General features: G+C 59.5%; 14 protein-coding genes. All 14 read right to left on the bottom strand.

Features of this window, described 5'->3' with window-relative positions; translation table 11 throughout:
- Position 1: 1 nt before the first annotated feature.
- Positions 2 to 1,708, bottom strand: a complete 1,707-nt coding sequence (locus tag ACRRQW_RS04460; RefSeq protein WP_438480057.1) for a 2Fe-2S iron-sulfur cluster-binding protein — start codon at positions 1,706 to 1,708, stop codon at positions 2 to 4.
- Positions 1,709 to 1,719: 11 nt separating this feature from the next.
- Positions 1,720 to 3,081: an NADH-quinone oxidoreductase subunit NuoF gene (gene nuoF / locus ACRRQW_RS04465; protein ID WP_438480058.1), complete on the bottom strand. Its 1,362-nt coding sequence runs from the start codon at positions 3,079 to 3,081 to the stop codon at positions 1,720 to 1,722.
- Between the two features lie 15 nt (positions 3,082 to 3,096).
- Positions 3,097 to 3,369, bottom strand: a complete 273-nt coding sequence (locus ACRRQW_RS04470) for a hypothetical protein (protein WP_438480059.1) — start codon at positions 3,367 to 3,369, stop codon at positions 3,097 to 3,099.
- A gap of 29 nt (positions 3,370 to 3,398) precedes the next feature.
- Positions 3,399 to 3,893, bottom strand: a complete 495-nt coding sequence (locus ACRRQW_RS04475; protein ID WP_438480060.1) for an NADH-quinone oxidoreductase subunit NuoE family protein — start codon at positions 3,891 to 3,893, stop codon at positions 3,399 to 3,401.
- Between the two features lie 11 nt (positions 3,894 to 3,904).
- Positions 3,905 to 5,146 carry an NADH dehydrogenase (quinone) subunit D gene (gene nuoD, locus ACRRQW_RS04480; protein WP_438480061.1) on the bottom strand — a complete coding sequence of 414 codons (1,242 nt, stop codon included), beginning with the start codon at positions 5,144 to 5,146 and terminating at the stop codon, positions 3,905 to 3,907.
- A gap of 9 nt (positions 5,147 to 5,155) precedes the next feature.
- Complete coding sequence (locus ACRRQW_RS04485; protein WP_438480062.1) at positions 5,156 to 5,776, bottom strand: NADH-quinone oxidoreductase subunit C; 621 nt, start codon at positions 5,774 to 5,776, stop codon at positions 5,156 to 5,158.
- An 18-nt stretch (positions 5,777 to 5,794) separates the two neighbouring features.
- Positions 5,795 to 6,304: an NADH-quinone oxidoreductase subunit NuoB gene (nuoB, locus tag ACRRQW_RS04490; protein ID WP_438480063.1), complete on the bottom strand. Its 510-nt coding sequence runs from the start codon at positions 6,302 to 6,304 to the stop codon at positions 5,795 to 5,797.
- 270 nt (positions 6,305 to 6,574) lie between these two features.
- Positions 6,575 to 7,030: a response regulator gene (locus tag ACRRQW_RS04495; protein WP_438480064.1), complete on the bottom strand. Its 456-nt coding sequence runs from the start codon at positions 7,028 to 7,030 to the stop codon at positions 6,575 to 6,577.
- On the bottom strand, positions 7,023 to 9,302 hold the full coding sequence (locus ACRRQW_RS04500; RefSeq protein ID WP_438480065.1) for an ATP-binding protein: 2,280 nt from the start codon (positions 9,300 to 9,302) through the stop codon (positions 7,023 to 7,025). The genes ACRRQW_RS04495 and ACRRQW_RS04500 overlap by 8 nt, the downstream gene beginning before the upstream one ends.
- Positions 9,272 to 9,835, bottom strand: a complete 564-nt coding sequence (locus tag ACRRQW_RS04505; protein WP_438480066.1) for a biliverdin-producing heme oxygenase — start codon at positions 9,833 to 9,835, stop codon at positions 9,272 to 9,274. The genes ACRRQW_RS04500 and ACRRQW_RS04505 overlap by 31 nt, the downstream gene beginning before the upstream one ends.
- Positions 9,836 to 10,014: 179 nt before the next feature.
- Positions 10,015 to 10,926, bottom strand: a complete 912-nt coding sequence (locus ACRRQW_RS04510; protein WP_438480067.1) for an alpha/beta hydrolase — start codon at positions 10,924 to 10,926, stop codon at positions 10,015 to 10,017.
- On the bottom strand, positions 10,923 to 12,176 hold the full coding sequence (locus ACRRQW_RS04515; protein WP_438480068.1) for an MFS transporter: 1,254 nt from the start codon (positions 12,174 to 12,176) through the stop codon (positions 10,923 to 10,925). Before ACRRQW_RS04515 ends, ACRRQW_RS04510 begins: the two co-directional genes overlap by 4 nt.
- Positions 12,177 to 12,286: 110 nt before the next feature.
- On the bottom strand, positions 12,287 to 13,210 hold the full coding sequence (locus ACRRQW_RS04520; RefSeq protein WP_438480069.1) for a dihydrodipicolinate synthase family protein: 924 nt from the start codon (positions 13,208 to 13,210) through the stop codon (positions 12,287 to 12,289).
- An 11-nt stretch (positions 13,211 to 13,221) separates the two neighbouring features.
- Positions 13,222 to 15,273, bottom strand: coding sequence for an FG-GAP repeat domain-containing protein (locus tag ACRRQW_RS04525; protein WP_438480070.1), 2,052 nt, complete (start codon positions 15,271 to 15,273; stop codon positions 13,222 to 13,224).
- Positions 15,274 to 15,276 lie beyond the last annotated feature (3 nt).

Raw genomic sequence — 15,276 nt, forward strand, 5'->3', positions numbered from 1 at the left:
ATTAAGCGGTGGCCGCAACCGGAGCGGGCGCGGGTTTGTAACGGAGAGTTTCACCTTCAACGTAAGGCAGGTTGGCCCACGCGGCGCTGTCGAGTTCAAGACCGAGCGCAGGCATCGTCGCGTAGCTAAAGCCGGCGAGCGCGGTGACTTCCGCGGCGAGCGAATTCCACAACGTGCCGAGGTCGGCGGACAATTTTGCGCCGTCGATCGCCGCGACGAGATTGCTCAACGTCACGAGGTCATCAGACACGCCCGCCGGACCTGGGACGGCCTTCGAGAATTTTTGGAGGCGGAATTGTTGGTTCACCACGGTGCCGCTCTTTTCGAACACGGTCAGCGTCGGGATGAAAACTTTGGCGGCGTCGCTCGTCGCATTCTTGTGGGAGCCGAGATAAATGACGGCAACCTTCGCCAGTTGTGCGGCGGTGAGGCCAGCCGCGGTGAGATCTTCGCCAATCGAGAGAATCGTTTTCACGCGACCGGCGTCGACGTCGGCCGCGAGGCCGGCGAGCTTTTGTTCAGGCAGCGTCGAGATGAGGCGGGTGACGAGCGCGCCTCGGACGTTCGGGTTGCGGTCGGCGGAGATGAGAATCTTGTCGCCCTTCCCTACCCGGCTCACGAGTTGCGCGGAGACGCCGAGCTTATCGGCGAGTTGCTTCGTGAGAAATTGTTCTTCGACGCTGCTGCGGCCAGAGCCGACAATCGCGACCGAACCCGCTTTCAACAAATCAGCGGCCGTCTTAATGGCCATTTCAGTGGCGGTCGTGTTGCCGTCGAGCTTCGGGTGCAACAAGCGGTCTGCCGACTTCACTTGTTTATAAAGCATGCGACCGGAGTCGGACATCCACGTGTCGTTCACAGCATCGTTGCGACGCGGGGTGACGCGATAAATGACACCTTCGCGGCTCCAGACTTCGCTGTTCACGCCGACCGACGATTCCATGTCGATGCTCGGCGTCTGCTTGAGGAACCACACGCGCATCTTGAAACGGAAATCCGTGCTCGTGAGTGCGCCGACCGGGCAGATGTCCACGGTGTTGAGCGAGTAATTGTTCTCGAGCTTCTTGCCCGGATAGCAGGTGAGCGTGCTGTAGCTGCCGCGGTCGATGAAACCCAGCACGTCGTCCTTCGCGACTTCCTTGGAGAAACGAATGCAACGCGAGCAGAGAATGCAGCGCTCGTCGTCGAGCGTGACGCGCGGCCCGAGTTCGGTGCGCTTCGGTTTCACGTTCTTTTGTTCGATGAAGCGCGAGTAGCCGCGGCCGTAAGCCGTGGAGTGTTCCTGCAGTTTGCATTCGCCGGCTTGATCGCAAATCGGGCAATCGAGCGGGTGATTGATGAGCAACATCTCCGTCACGCCTTCGCGGCAATCCTTCACCATCGGTGAATTCGTGCGGATGTGCAGGCCCGGCGAAGCGTTCGTGCCGCAACCGATCTGCGGGCGCGGAATCCAATTAATTTTCTGCTTACCCGTCGCCGCATCCATGATCGGCTGCTTCGTCGCGGGATCGACCGCCGGCATGCCCATTTCGATGAGACACATGCGGCAGTTGCCCACGATGGTCAGCTTCGGGTGATAGCAGTAATGCGGAATCTCGGCGCCGACGAGCTTGGCAGCCTCGATGACATTCGTGCCCTTCGGCACGGAAACGTCTTTGCCATCAATATTGATGGTCACGAGGTCGGCAGGTTTGGGAGAGGCGATCATTGCGGAAAAAATTAGATCAACGGCAGCGCGGCCTCGTGCTTGGGCGCTTTTTTGGTCTCGTGGTAGGATTTAAATTCGTCACCGAACTTGGCAACGAAGCTCTGCGTCGGCCATGAACACGCTTCGCCGAAGGCACAAATCGTGCGGCCAGGAATTTGATCGGCGACGCTTTTGAGTAGAGCGGTGTCTTCCGCGCGCGCAGTGCCGTGCACCATGCGCGTCGTGATTTTTTTCATCCACAACGAGCCTTCACGGCACGGCGTGCACTGGCCGCAGCTCTCGTGTTGGTAAAACGCGTTAATGTTCGCGAGCGCTTCGACCATGTTGACGGAATCGTCCATCACAATCACGCCGCCGGAGCCGCCCATCGTGCCGATCATCGCGAGCGAATCGAAATCCATCGGCACATCTTCAACGCCCCAATCGTAGTCGACCATGTCCGCGCCGACCTTGCGTTTGCCCTTATAGCGTTCGCCAAAGCGGAGAATTTTCGCGGACGAACCGCCGGGAATCACGGCCTTGAAGGTGCGACCGGGCAACGGGCCGCCGCAGATTTCGTTGAGCAACTGGCCCATCGTGATCTTGCCGGCTTCGAATTCGTAATAGCCCGGTTTCTGCACGTGACCCGAGACGCAAAAGATGCGCGTGCCGGTGTTGTTCGGCGTGCCGATCTTCGTGTAAGCCTCGCCGCCGAAATCGGCGATGTGCTTCACGTGGCAGAGCGTCTCGACGTTGTTAACGATCGTCGGGCATTGATAAAGTCCGAGCACGGCCGGGAAATACGGCGGTTTGATACGCGGATTAGCGCGCTTGCCTTCGAGCGATTCGATCAGGCCGGTTTCCTCACCGCAGATGTAAGCGCCCGCGCCACGGTGCACGTAGATTTCGCAGCTGTAGTTCGTGCCGAGAATATTCTGGCCGACGAAATTCTTTTCACGCGCTTCCTGAATCGCTTTTTCGAGGATGCGGGCGCCGTGCGGCATTTCGCCGCGGATGTAAATGTAGGCCTGCTTCACGTTGTTCGCGAAACACGAAATCATCGTGCCCTCGATCAACTGGTGCGGATCCTGGTGCATGATGTAACGATCCTTGAACGTGCCCGGCTCGGACTCGTCGGCGTTCACAATCAGGTAAATGGGTTTGCCGCTCTTGCGATCGACGAGCGACCACTTCACGCCGCACGGGAAACCCGCGCCGCCACGACCGCGCAGGCCGGATTTTTTCACTTCGTCGATGATCTCCTCGGGTTTGCGCGCGACGGATTTCTTCAACACTTCGTAGCCACCGTTGCGCACGTAGCAGTCGATGTCGTTGGTGTAGCCGGGCTCATCGATGTGAGCGAAAATCAGACGGCGTTGTTGAGGAACAGACATTTTTTGAAGTTAAACTCAGTCGTTAATCACGAACTCGATGCCGCCCGTCCAGCGCGCGGCAAAATTGTAGATCACCGCCAGCAGCACCCCGACGAGAAAGCCGCCGACGGCGTGAATAAACGGCATGAAGAGCGCCGCCCCGCCCGCGAACAGCCACGGAATGCCGAGGAATTTCGGCAGCAAATTCGTATCCCACGTCGCAGCCGCCCCAAGCGAGAGCAACAGAATCGGCGCGGTGATCATGCCGATGACTCCGTTGATCAATCCGAGCGCAATCCCGAAGCGCACGGGGGGAACCTGCAATATGCGGATTTTCTTCAAACCGTGACTCCTTTCTTTGCTTCGGCGCGAATCTTGGCGGACAATTCCTTCACTTTTTCGGCGCCGACTTTTTCGTAAAGGTCATCGTCGATCATCACGACCGGACCGGTGCCGCAGCTCGCGAGACACTCGACGAAATCAATGGTCACTTCACCGTCCGCGGAAATCTCGCCGGTGTGGCAGCCGAATTCCTTTTGGAACGCCTCGCACGTTTTGTAGCCGCCTGTGAGCGCGCATGAGAGCGTGCGGCAGACCTTGATGTGACGGCGGCCAATCGGCTTCTGCCGGAACATCGGGTAGAACGTGACGACTTCGTAAACGTTGATTGGCTGAATCTCGAGTTTCGCGGCGATCCACTCGATGGCTTCCGGCGAAATCCAACCAACATCCTCCTGAATCAGGTGCAGCAACGGCAGCGTGGCGCTACGCTTCACCGGATAATGGGTGATGACTTCGTCGATTTGTTTAAACGTTTCGGGTTTCAGATTCATCGACGCAAAGATCAGCGGTCGCACTCGCCCATGACGAAGTCGAGCGAGCCGAGGATGGAGACGACGTCGGACACGAGGTTGCCAACGCACAAGGTGGGGAGAATGGAGAGATTACAGAACGAGGGGCTGCGGATCTTCATGCGGTAAGGCACGCCGCCGCCCTTGCTCACAATATAGAAGCCGAGCGTGCCTTTCGGGTTTTCCGCTTCGAAATAGACTTCGCCCGACGGCATTTGCGGGCCTTCGGTCACGATCATGAAGTTGTTAATCAACTCCTCCATCGACGTGAGAATTTTTTCCTTACGCGGCGCGAAAATCTTGCGCGCATCTTCCGCATACCACGCCCCGCCCGGGAAATTTTTGATGACCTGGCGGATGATGCGGATCGACTGTTTCATTTCTTCGCCGCGGCAAAGGTAACGATCGTAGCAGTCGCCTTTCGAACCGACGGGAACGTCGAACTCGTATTGCTCGTAACCGGAGTAAGGCTTGTCCTTGCGGAGATCGTTCGGCACGCCGGACCCGCGCAGATTCGGGCCGCTGAGGCCGTAGGCGATCGCCTGCTCGCGCGAGATCACACCCACGCCAACGGTGCGATCCATGAAGATCTTGTTGCGCGTGAGCATGCCGAGAATCTCGTCGAGGATCGGCAGGAATTGATCGCAGAACGCGTCGACTTTTTGCGTCCAGCCTTCCGGCACGTCGCGCGACAATCCGCCGATGCGGGTGTAGCTCGTCGTGAAACGCGCGCCGGTGAGTTCTTCGAACAGCTTGTAGAGTTTTTCGCGTTCCTCGAACGCATACATGAACACTGACCACGCGCCGACATCGATGCCGAACGCGCCGAGGCCCATCAGGTGCGCCGAGACGCGCGCCATTTCCGCCGTGAGCACGCGGATCGCCTGACAACGCGCGGGCACTTCGAGTTTCGCGAGCCGCTCGACGGCGATCGCGTAGGCCATGTTGTTTGCCAGCGGCGCGAGGTAATCCAACCGGTCCGTGTAGGGCACGAACTGGTTGTAAGTCATATTTTCGGCGATCTTCTCGTCGCCACGGTGCAGGTAACCGAGCACCGGATCGGCCTTCGTCACGATTTCGCCGTCGAGTTCGAACTGGATGCGCAACACGCCGTGCGTGGACGGATGCGACGGGCCCATCGAGAGGGACATTTTCTCCGGATCGAATTCCTTGGGGAGATTCGGGGAGGTGGCGGCCTTCGCGGCGGCGTCGGGAAAAGTGTAATCGGTGGCCATCGCGGGTGCTTAAAGGGGTTTTTCGCGCTGCTCGTTCCACGCTTCGTCTTTCGCGCGCGGCTCAGCTTCGCTCATCGGTTCGCCCGGGGTCGCCACAAACGGACCACCGGCCATCGGCGCGGAAATCACGCCGGTCTTCGTCTCGGCGGCGACTTCGACGTCCGGCAATTCCGCCGGCAGGCCGGCGAGCGGGAATTCTTTGCGCAGCGGGAAATAAGGATAGCCGTCCCACATCAAGATTCGGCGCAAGTCAGGGTGTCCTTCGAACTTGATGCCGAACATGTCGTAAGTCTCGCGTTCATGCCAGTCAGCGCCCGGCCAGATGCCAACTGCGCTCGGCATCGACGGCTCCGGATCGCTCATGCAATCGGCGGCGATGCGGATGTAATTATGGCTCGTGCTCGAATAAAGATGCCAGACGACGGTGAAGCGCGGCGATTGCTCGGCGCTCCAGTCAATCGCGGTGACGTCCACCAGAAAATCGTAGGCGTGCGTGTCGCGCAGGTATTTTAAGAGCGCGAGCGCTTCGTCCGCGGGCACATTGAAAGCCGGGCAGTCGAGACTGGCGCGCGGGGACACGGCGGGAAATTGCTGGCTTACGGCGGTCGTAACTTCGACGTCGGTGGACATGGAGCGGCGGCGGCTGGGTTAAGCGCTGAGCAACTTCGAAGCCGAGTGTTCGCGCTTCACTTTCGTCTGCAGCTTCATGAGGGCGTCGAGCAAAGCTTCGGGACGCGGAGGGCAACCGCTGACGTAGACGTCGACCGGAATGATGCGATCCACGCCTTGGAGCGTTGCGTAGCTGCGATACATGCCGCCCGAGGAGGCGCACGCACCCATCGCGATCACCCACTTTGGCGACGCCATCTGGTCATAAATACGGCGGACGGCGGAAGCCATTTTGTAAGTCACGGTGCCCGCCACGATCATGCAATCCGACTGACGGGGCGAAAAACGCATCACTTCAGCGCCGAAACGCGCGATATCGTAGCGACTGGACGCGGTCGCCATGAGCTCGATGGCGCAGCACGCGAGCCCCATTGGCATGGGCCACATGGAGTTAGAGCGAATCCAATTGATCGCAGCATCGGCCGTGGTGACGACGACGTCTCCTTCGATTTTGCTGTTATAGGCTAGCTCCGAATTGGCGGTGACCATGTGTGTGTAAAGACCGACTTAAGCTACAACCCGTCGCGGGTTGGGCAAGAGCTTTTCCCAATCATGAGCATGTCGCACGCCATGCCGAGGGCGGCTTATAACGAAAAAGCCAATTTCCCGAGAACCCCGCAGCTCGCGGGCGCGATGCCAGCGGAGCTGTTAGCTAATTAAATACCTGCCACGGCACAGCCGCGTCATATCCTAATGCTGCGACCGCAAAAAAGCGGGGACGGAAATCCCCGCTTCGCGACGTGCACCTATTTAGTGCGGTTATTTGCGGTTGGCCGCGCGAAACGACCCCGGCGGCGGCTCGTTCAACACCGCCCAGAACACGCCGAGTTCGCGCACGGCTTCGATGAATTCTGCGAAATGGATCGGTTTCACCACGTAAGCGTTCACACCAAGCGCATAGGCGCGGGTGAGGTCGCTCTCCATCTTGGACGAGGTCAACATCACCACCGGCACGGTGCGCAGCGTGGGCTCGGCCTTGATTCGCTCGAGCACTTCGATGCCGTCGATTTTCGGCAGTTTAAGGTCGAGCAACACGACGGCGGGATTGCCCTGAGTGCGGTTGGCGTAGTCGCCTTTGCGAAACAGGTAATTGACCGCCTGCTCGCCATCGCGCACGACGACGACTTCGTTAGCCAGATTGGTCTTGGCCAGCGCGCGGAGCGCCAGATCGAGATCATCCGGATTATCTTCAACCAGTAGGATTGGTTTAAGCATGTTTATAAGAGGTTACGAGTGGGGGAGTTTTAGGAATTGAAAAACTGAAGGTCGCACCGGCGCCGAGTTCGCTGCTTGCCCAGATCCGGCCACCGTGACGCTCGATAATTCGCCGCACGGTCGCCAATCCGATGCCCAAACCCGAGAATTGTTCGTTGGAATGAAGGCGCTGGAATATACCGAACAATTTATTCGCGTAGGCCATGTCGAAGCCCGCGCCGTTGTCGGCGATGCTCACCACCCACTCTTCCGGTTTTTCCTCGGAGCTGATCGTGATGACGGCCTGCTCGCGTTTGCCGGTGTATTTCACGGCGTTGTCCAGGAGGTTTTGAAACACGACCTGCAACAATCCCGCATCACCGATCACTTCCGGCAACGTGGACACGCGCCACTCGATTTGCCGGCCTTTCGCCTGCATCTCGCCGTGCGTCCGCGCTCGCGCCACGACCGCGTCGAGATTCACCGGTTGGTGTTTCAAGCCTGTCATGCTCATTTGCGAAAACGTCAGCATCGTATCCACGAGCGTGCCCGCGTAATCCGCTGCGCTGAGAATCTTAGCCAAAAACTGTCGGCCTTCCTCGTCGAGCTGGTTGCCTTTTTCCATCTGCAACAACTCCGCGTAACCGCGCACGTGCCGGAACGGCGCGCGCAAGTCGTGCGACACCGTGTAGGAAAACGCCTCGAGCTCACGGTTCATCCGCTGAAGCTCGGTGAGCAAAATCGCTTTTTCCGCCGCTTTCTTGAGCACGACGTCGATCACCGCGCGGCGAAAACCCATCGCCGCGTCCAGCTCCGTGGGCAACCAGCGCGCCGAACGGCCGCGCACAGTCTCTTTCCACGAATCAAAACTCTTGCGCGGATGGATCTGCATGTCGCTGCCCGGCGGCGGCAAATCCTTATGCGGATCACCGCCCCATAAAACGGTTTGCACGAGTTCGGCGCGAAACCACAGCACGTAACTCCGCTCGGTCGGCGAAATCGAAATCGCGAGCAACCCGCCGCACAACGCCGCCTCCGTCTCGTTCAAGGCAAACCGTGACGGCAACGCGTCCGTCCAAAAAAGCCCGTGCTCGCAGCGCGACGTGACCCAATCGCGCAGCTTCAACACGGTTTCGTTCGTCGGAACTTTGCCGGCCGCGCGCACTTCCTCGCCCCGCACGATCGCCACGCCGTGCGCATTCGTGAGCTTGATGAGGTCGTCGTTGTTCAGCGCGGCGACGAAATCCTCATCCTTCGTCATCTGCGTAACGAGTCGGGAAAGAATTCCGCGTAATTCCACCTGGCCGCCCAGTTCCCACGCCTGTTCGCGCGTCGCCAGCTGCAGCGACAAAATATGCCCGAGCAAATCGCACAGCGTGCGCGTCGCGAACGTCACCTGCCGGGGCTCGTGGCAATGGCACGAGAGCAACCCCCAGAGTTTGCCACCGCGCATCAGCGCCACCGACATCGAGCAACCCGTGCCCATGTTGCGCATGTATTCCAAGTGAATCGGCGACACGCCGCGCAACGTCCCGATGCTCATATCAAGCGGCGGCAGCTCCGCCGACGCCGCGAGAATTTTGACCGGCGTGTAATCATTACTCGCGATCAGGCGCAGACGATTAATCAGGTAAAGATCACGCGCCGGTTTCGGAATGTCGGTCGCGGGAAAACGATGCCCCAGGTAGCTCGGCAATTTTTCGTTACGACTCTCCGCGATGACCGAACCGTTCCACAGCTCGTCGAATTGATAAATCAACACGCGATCGAAGTCCGTGAGTTTCCGCATCTCGTCCGTCACGAGTCGGTAAAGATCATTCAGGCTCTCCACGCCGTCCATGTTCGCGAGCAACGGTTTTATCTGGTGGTAGTTTTCACGGCCCAACTCGTGGTTGTCGCAGCTCAGTTCTTCGCCTTCGAGGATGACGAACCCGTTGCGCACGTGCACGATCAGTTCGAAATTCCGGTCGTGCCCGATCTGGCTCCACGCGGACGGCAACGCTATCGGCCGCGCCATTGCGCCAGCCCCAGAAACCGCCTGGTGCAGTGCCGCGCGCATTTCCACGCCAAGAAAATCCTGCAGCGAAAATCCCAACAATGCGCGCGCGCCCATGCCAAACGGCACATTCTCACTCGCGTGGGAAATTCTCATCGTCTCCACCGGCGCAGCCACGAGGAACCCGTGCGGCTGGATGTTGCCGGGGATGTGGATGGGCTCGCGATCGCAGTTCGTGAGATCGTAGCGGATGTCTTTGGCGTCACTCATCGCGTCGCCGGCTGCGTGGCGAACCATTCGCCCATCGCCGCAAAGGTTTCTCCCGCCGCCGCGACTATGCGGTCGTCATTTTCCGGCGAGGAACTTTCCACCAGCAAGCCGCGCAACTCGCCCCATTTTTTTCCGACGTCCGCGCCGTAGCTGCGGAAATAGCGATACCCGCTGCCGCCCGAAAACCCGAGCGTCGTCTCGAGGTGTTTCGAAATCATCTGCCCGCCCAGCGTGGAACCTTCGATCACATACACGGAGCCCAGCGCCGCCGGCAACGAATCCACCGCGGGCAAGTGCTGGCAGCGCGGCAACGCCGCAATCTCTGCATCCGTGAGCCCGAACGACTTTAAATCTTCGCGCAACCACGCCGATTTTTCCCGACCGCGATAAAATTCCGCCAGCGGCGAACGCGCCGTCGCCTGTTCCCATGGTTCGATAAACCCTAAAAAACCCTTCAGCTGCGCAAGATGTTCTGCGCGGGACTTTGCCAGACCAAGCGACGCTTCCAGCTGCTCATGCTGTAATCGGGTGTCAGTGCGCAAACGTTCGGCCAGCGTCATAAGAGGTTGTTAGTTAAGGTTCGCGTGAATCGACCAGCGCCAGCAAGAAAAGTTTACATCAAAGATTCCCAGCGCCGACACGGAATTTTCCCCATAAATAAGGACAAATCCTCAGCCCGCGGTGACGATCCGCATAAAGCCGGTCGCAGGACCCCTACCGGCGACAAGCGAGCCCTGCTTTACGGCAATTTATCCAGCCACTGCACAAACGCATCCTTCCAACGCGACGATTCTTCGCCGCGTCCGAGCGCAAATCCGTGTTTGCCTGTGTTGATCAACCTCAGTTCCACCGGCACGCCCGCTTGCTGCAACGCCGCCGCGAGCATTTCGCTATTCTGATAAGGCACCACGGTATCGTCGCGCGCGTGCACTAAAAAATGCGGTGGCATGCCCGCCTTCGCGCGAGTTTCGAGTGAATATTCCCGCACTTTCTCCGGAGTCGCGGAAGCGCCGATTAAATTTTTCCGCGAACCGGCGTGCGCGTGCGGCGCTTTAAAAGTCACCACAGGATAAAGCAGCCCGATAAAATCCGGCCGCGAGCCCGCCGACGCATCCCCCAACACCGCCATGCTTCCCGCGAGATGCCCACCCGCCGACGAACCGATCACGCCGACACGCTTCGGATCAATTCCCCACTCCAGCGCGTGCGAGCGCGCATACTGAATTGCTGCGAGCGCGTCTTGTTGCGGCAACGGCAACGTCGGCCCTTCCGGCGTTTCTCCTGTCGGTAGCCGATATTTCAACACAATCGCCGTGATGCCCTGCTGCTGAAAATACCGCGCGAGTTGGTGACCTTCGCGGTCGATGACGACAAACTGATAACCTCCGCCCGGAATCAGCACGATAGCCGCACCGCGATGCGCGGCGCGCGCCGGCCGATAGACCGTGACCGTGGGCACCGCGACTTTTTCGACGATCCGATTGAAGCCGCGATCGTCATACGAATTTTGCCGATAGGAAATCTGCTCGGTCAACGGTGCGTCTTTCGACTCCGCCACCGGCCTCAGCGGAAATTCTTCGATGCTCTGCGCGACCAGCGCATGCGTGAGCAGCGCCGCGCAAGCACCCAGCATTCCCGCCCGCCTGCTCATCGCGACGGAGCGACCTCGGCCTTCTGTTCGACCGGCCGGATCATCAACACGATGAACACCGACAACAACGCCACGCCGGCAAATGCACCGAAGATTATATTCAGCGACACGTGCTGGTCACGCAAAGCGCCAAACGCCCAGTCGCCGAAGCCACCGCACGAAATGCCCACGAGATTCAAAATACCATAGCCCGTCGCGCGCCACTGCGGCTTCACGATCTGGCAAAGGATGGGCATGTTGTTGCAGTCGAAAAATCCCCAGCCCAACCCGAAGATGATCAACCCGAGAATCGCCATTTGCAGCGTGCCCGCATTGCCCACGCTGAACAGCGCCGGCAGGAAAAGCACCATACCGATGGCGCTCGTGAAAATGCGTCCGCGATTCGTGCGTTTCATCCAGCGATCCGCGAGCGTTCCGCCGATGACGACACCGATGATCGACGCGATCTGCACATAGAGAATCGCACTCACGCCCGCCGCGCCCTGGCCGAGATTAAATTTCTCGCGCAAGATTTCCGGCATCCAATCTCGGACCACCCACCCGGCAATTCCAGGCAGTGTGAAATACAAAATCATCAGGATAAAATTTCGATTGGTGAGCAGCCCTCGCACCATGCCTTTACTCTCTTCCTTCGCTTCCGCGGCCTGCGCGACGGACTTCACGGGATCGCGCAACAACGCCAGCAGCGGCATCGCATAAATCACGCCGATCATGCCGCACGTCGAAAATGCCCAACGCCAGCCGTGATCGGGCGAGTCCGCCATATATCCCGCGAAACCGCCGAGGATTTGGCCGAGATAAATTCCGGTTTGGTGCAGCCCCACCGCCCGTGAACGCGTGTTGCCGTAGTGATGTTCCGAAATCAGCGCCAGTGCTGCCGGAATATAAAACGCCTCGCTCAACCCCATCAACGCGCGCGCCGCGACGAGTTCGTGAAACGAGCCCACGTGCCCCGTCCACCACGTCACCAGCGACCATGTGAACAAACTCCCCGTGATCACCCAGCGACGGCTCAGCCGATCCGCCACGTAACCGCCGAACGGACTCAGCACCGCATACGTCCATTTAAAACACCCGAGCACAAAGCCCCAATCCGCCTTGTTCGCGATGTCGGGGATGTCGTGCACCATCGACGCCTTCATGGTCGCCAGCATTTGCCGGTCGAGGTAGTTGAGCAGCGCGACCGGAAATAGCAGCGCAACGACAAACCAGGCGTAGCGCATCGCGCTCGGGGGAGACTCGGATTTCATGGGGTAATTCGGGGTCAGGCACTCATTCAGCCACGCACCCGTGAGACCAGTGTCTTCAACAGGTGCGGTGACCAGTCCAGTTCGGGAAAATCACGCCGTCAACTGCGCGCTCACGCCGCGCTGATATTAGCCGGCGCCAGTCCCCACTCGGTCAGCTTGCCGCGCAACTCGTCGACGATGCCACGGTAGAGTTCCTTCGAGCGCGGCGAGACAATCGCCTTGGGCGAACCGGTCGCAAAGCCCCGCGCCTCCATGCCCGCGGCCACGTTCAACGGAAAAGTCAGCCGATCGATAATCTTGCCGATCTCGCGCATCTGCTCGAAAGCCGGGCTCGTTTGCCCAACCGCGCCTTCCCGGCAAACTTTGTAAAGATGCACCATCAGTTCTGGCGCGATGTTGACGATGCCGCCGATGCACCCCGCCGCGCCGAGCGCGAATACTTCAGGCAGGCGCGTGTCTGCGCCGGAGAACACCACGAACTTCTTTTCCGAGCCCAGTGCGATGAGCTCTTTGTGATATTCGAATTCACCGCCGCTTTGCTTGATGCCGGCCATGTTCGCGCGGTCCGCGAACGCCGCCACCGTTTCAATGTTGATGCGCGTGCCGGTGAGCGACGGGAAATTATACAAAAACGTCGGCAACTGTGCCGCGTCCGCCGCATGCAGGAAATGCGCGAGCGCGTCTTCCTGCGACGACGGGAAAAAGCCCGGCGTCATGATCGCCACGGCCGGCAAGCCAAGTTGACGCGAGAACCGGCCCAACTCCGCCACGACGCCCGGACGTATGTCGCTGATGTTGGCGATCACCGGCAAAGGCGCCGCGAGTTCGGCGACCGTCGCAAGGGCGCGCTTGCGTTGCTCGAGATCGAGCTGCGGAAATTCGCCGGTGCTGCCCAGCGCGAGCACGCCGTGAATGCCGCGCGTTTTGAGGAACGCGAGGTTACGCGCGAGCTCGGCGACGAGCAAATTACCGTTGGCATCCGTCGGCAACCAGAGCGCCGCGAGAATGCCTTTGCGTGGAACAGAAGAGGACATGCGTGAGAGATTTATTTTTTCGCAGGAGATTTCAGGAAATACAGGAAGCCGTCTTCGGCTCCGATGAGCAGATCGCGCCGACCGTTGCCGTGCAGATCGATCATCGTCGGCTTCGTCGCGTGTCCGGCGAGCACGTGCGCGCTGACCGCGCCCTCGTCCTTGAACACATAACGCCCTTCCGCATCGCGGCCTTTGCCGCGGAGGAAATTCACGTTCGGATTGCTGTTCACGAGCAAGTCGAGCTGACCATCGCCGTCCCAATCCGTGATCTGAAATGTGCGGCGACCACTGCGCCCGGCATCGAGGCTGTTGAGCCGCAACAAACCCGATTCGCTATTCGTGGGCTTGCCGTTCGGATCATACGCGCTGATGCCTTCGCCGAAGAAAATGCGCTGCGGCGCGCCGACCGTGACTTTGCCGCTGCGGTCACGCTGGCCAGCGTAAAGCGCCAGGTAACCTTGCGTGTCGTGCATCACGAGATCGGTGACGCCGTCCTTGTTCCAATCGATCAGCTGCGGCGTGGTGCGCCATTGCGTGACGAGTTCGCGGCCTTTCGGCTTCCACCAATTCCACGCGAGATTCTGCACCGGGGCACCTTCGGAAAGCTCAACCGGTTTGGCCGCGGCGAGTTTCGGCGCGGTGCGCGTGCCGATGTTTTTATACCAGACGATCTTTCCCCAAATGCCGTTGGTCACGATGTCGGACAAACCGTCGCCGTCGAAGTCTTCGACGCTGAGAATCGAGTAACCCCATTTTTCTTCCGCCGGACCTTGGATCGAACCGTTAGGGCCCGCGAGTTCGCGGATGATTTTTCCCTCCGCCTTCAGAAATTCCGGAGCCGCCCAGCGCACCGGCTCGCCGCCGAGGTTCTTGAAAAATGCGATGTGGCCCGCGGAATTTCCCGCGACGAGATCTTCGCGGCCGTCACCGTCCCAATCGACCGCATACGGCGTGATGAGCGCGCCAAATTTCACCTTGTCGGCGAACTGCTTGAAATAACGCGGCGGCAAAAACTGCGGCGCGCCATCGACGACTTTCCCCGTGTTTTCGATAAACGCCACGCGGCCGTCCTCGTCGCCGCAGACGATATCGAGCTTGCCGTCGCCATTAAAATCCACCGCGACCGGCGTGATCATGCACAAGTCCATCGCGAGGCGATCGCCGCCCTTAGCCTTCAGCGCGCGACCTTCGGCATAGACCGGCTTCGTGCGCGTGCCGGTGTTTTCAAAAAATGTGAAGCTGTCGCGAAACTCGCCCGTGATCAGATCGAGTTTTCCCGTGCCGCGAAAATCGCCCCACATCGGCGAAGGCATCCCGTAAGGATCGACCGGCTTGCCGCCGGCCATGACTTTCTCCGGCGCGGCGTATTTCGGTTTGTCATTCGTGCCGGTGTTGCGAAGCAGATAAACGTAGCCGCGCAACGGCCCTGCTTTCCATTCACCTTTGTCGCTCCACAACGACTCCGTCGGCGACACGACGCCGAAGTCGCCCCAGAAATCGATGCCGAGCGTCACGTCGAGCAAACCGTCGCCGTCAAAATCGACGACCTGCCACTGGTTCTGACGGATGTTGCCCGGCTGCGTGTGAATCTCCTCAGGCACGCTGAGCTTTTTCGGCTGCGTGAATTGCGACTTCGTAAAATCAGGAAACACGTTGCCACGAAAACGCAGCGTATCGTCCTTCTTTAGTGACGCCGTCGCCGTGACGATTGGCTTTCCGGTGGAATAACCGATTCCCGCCGACGGTGCAGATTTCCCAATCAACACCGCGGGTTTGAAAAGCGGTAACTTTGTTTCCGGATCGGTCTGGCCGCTGTTTTCGAAATACCACGTGCCGTTGTGCGGCTTGTCCGAACACACGACCACGAGATCCATCTTCCCGTCGCCGTTGTAATCCATCGGCAACGGCCACGCCCACAAACCCACGCCCAAATCGACGACTAGCCCCGGATTATTGTAAGCGAGCCGCGGCATTTCGCCTTCGACCGGAGCACTCCAGCCGAGAACGGAAACGCCAGCTCCGATAAAAAATCCGAGCGCAGAACGAATGATGCGTGGGTTCATGGC

This window comes from Oleiharenicola lentus, from assembly GCF_051660365.1.
GTDB classification, from domain to species: domain Bacteria; phylum Verrucomicrobiota; class Verrucomicrobiia; order Opitutales; family Opitutaceae; genus Lacunisphaera; species Lacunisphaera lenta_A.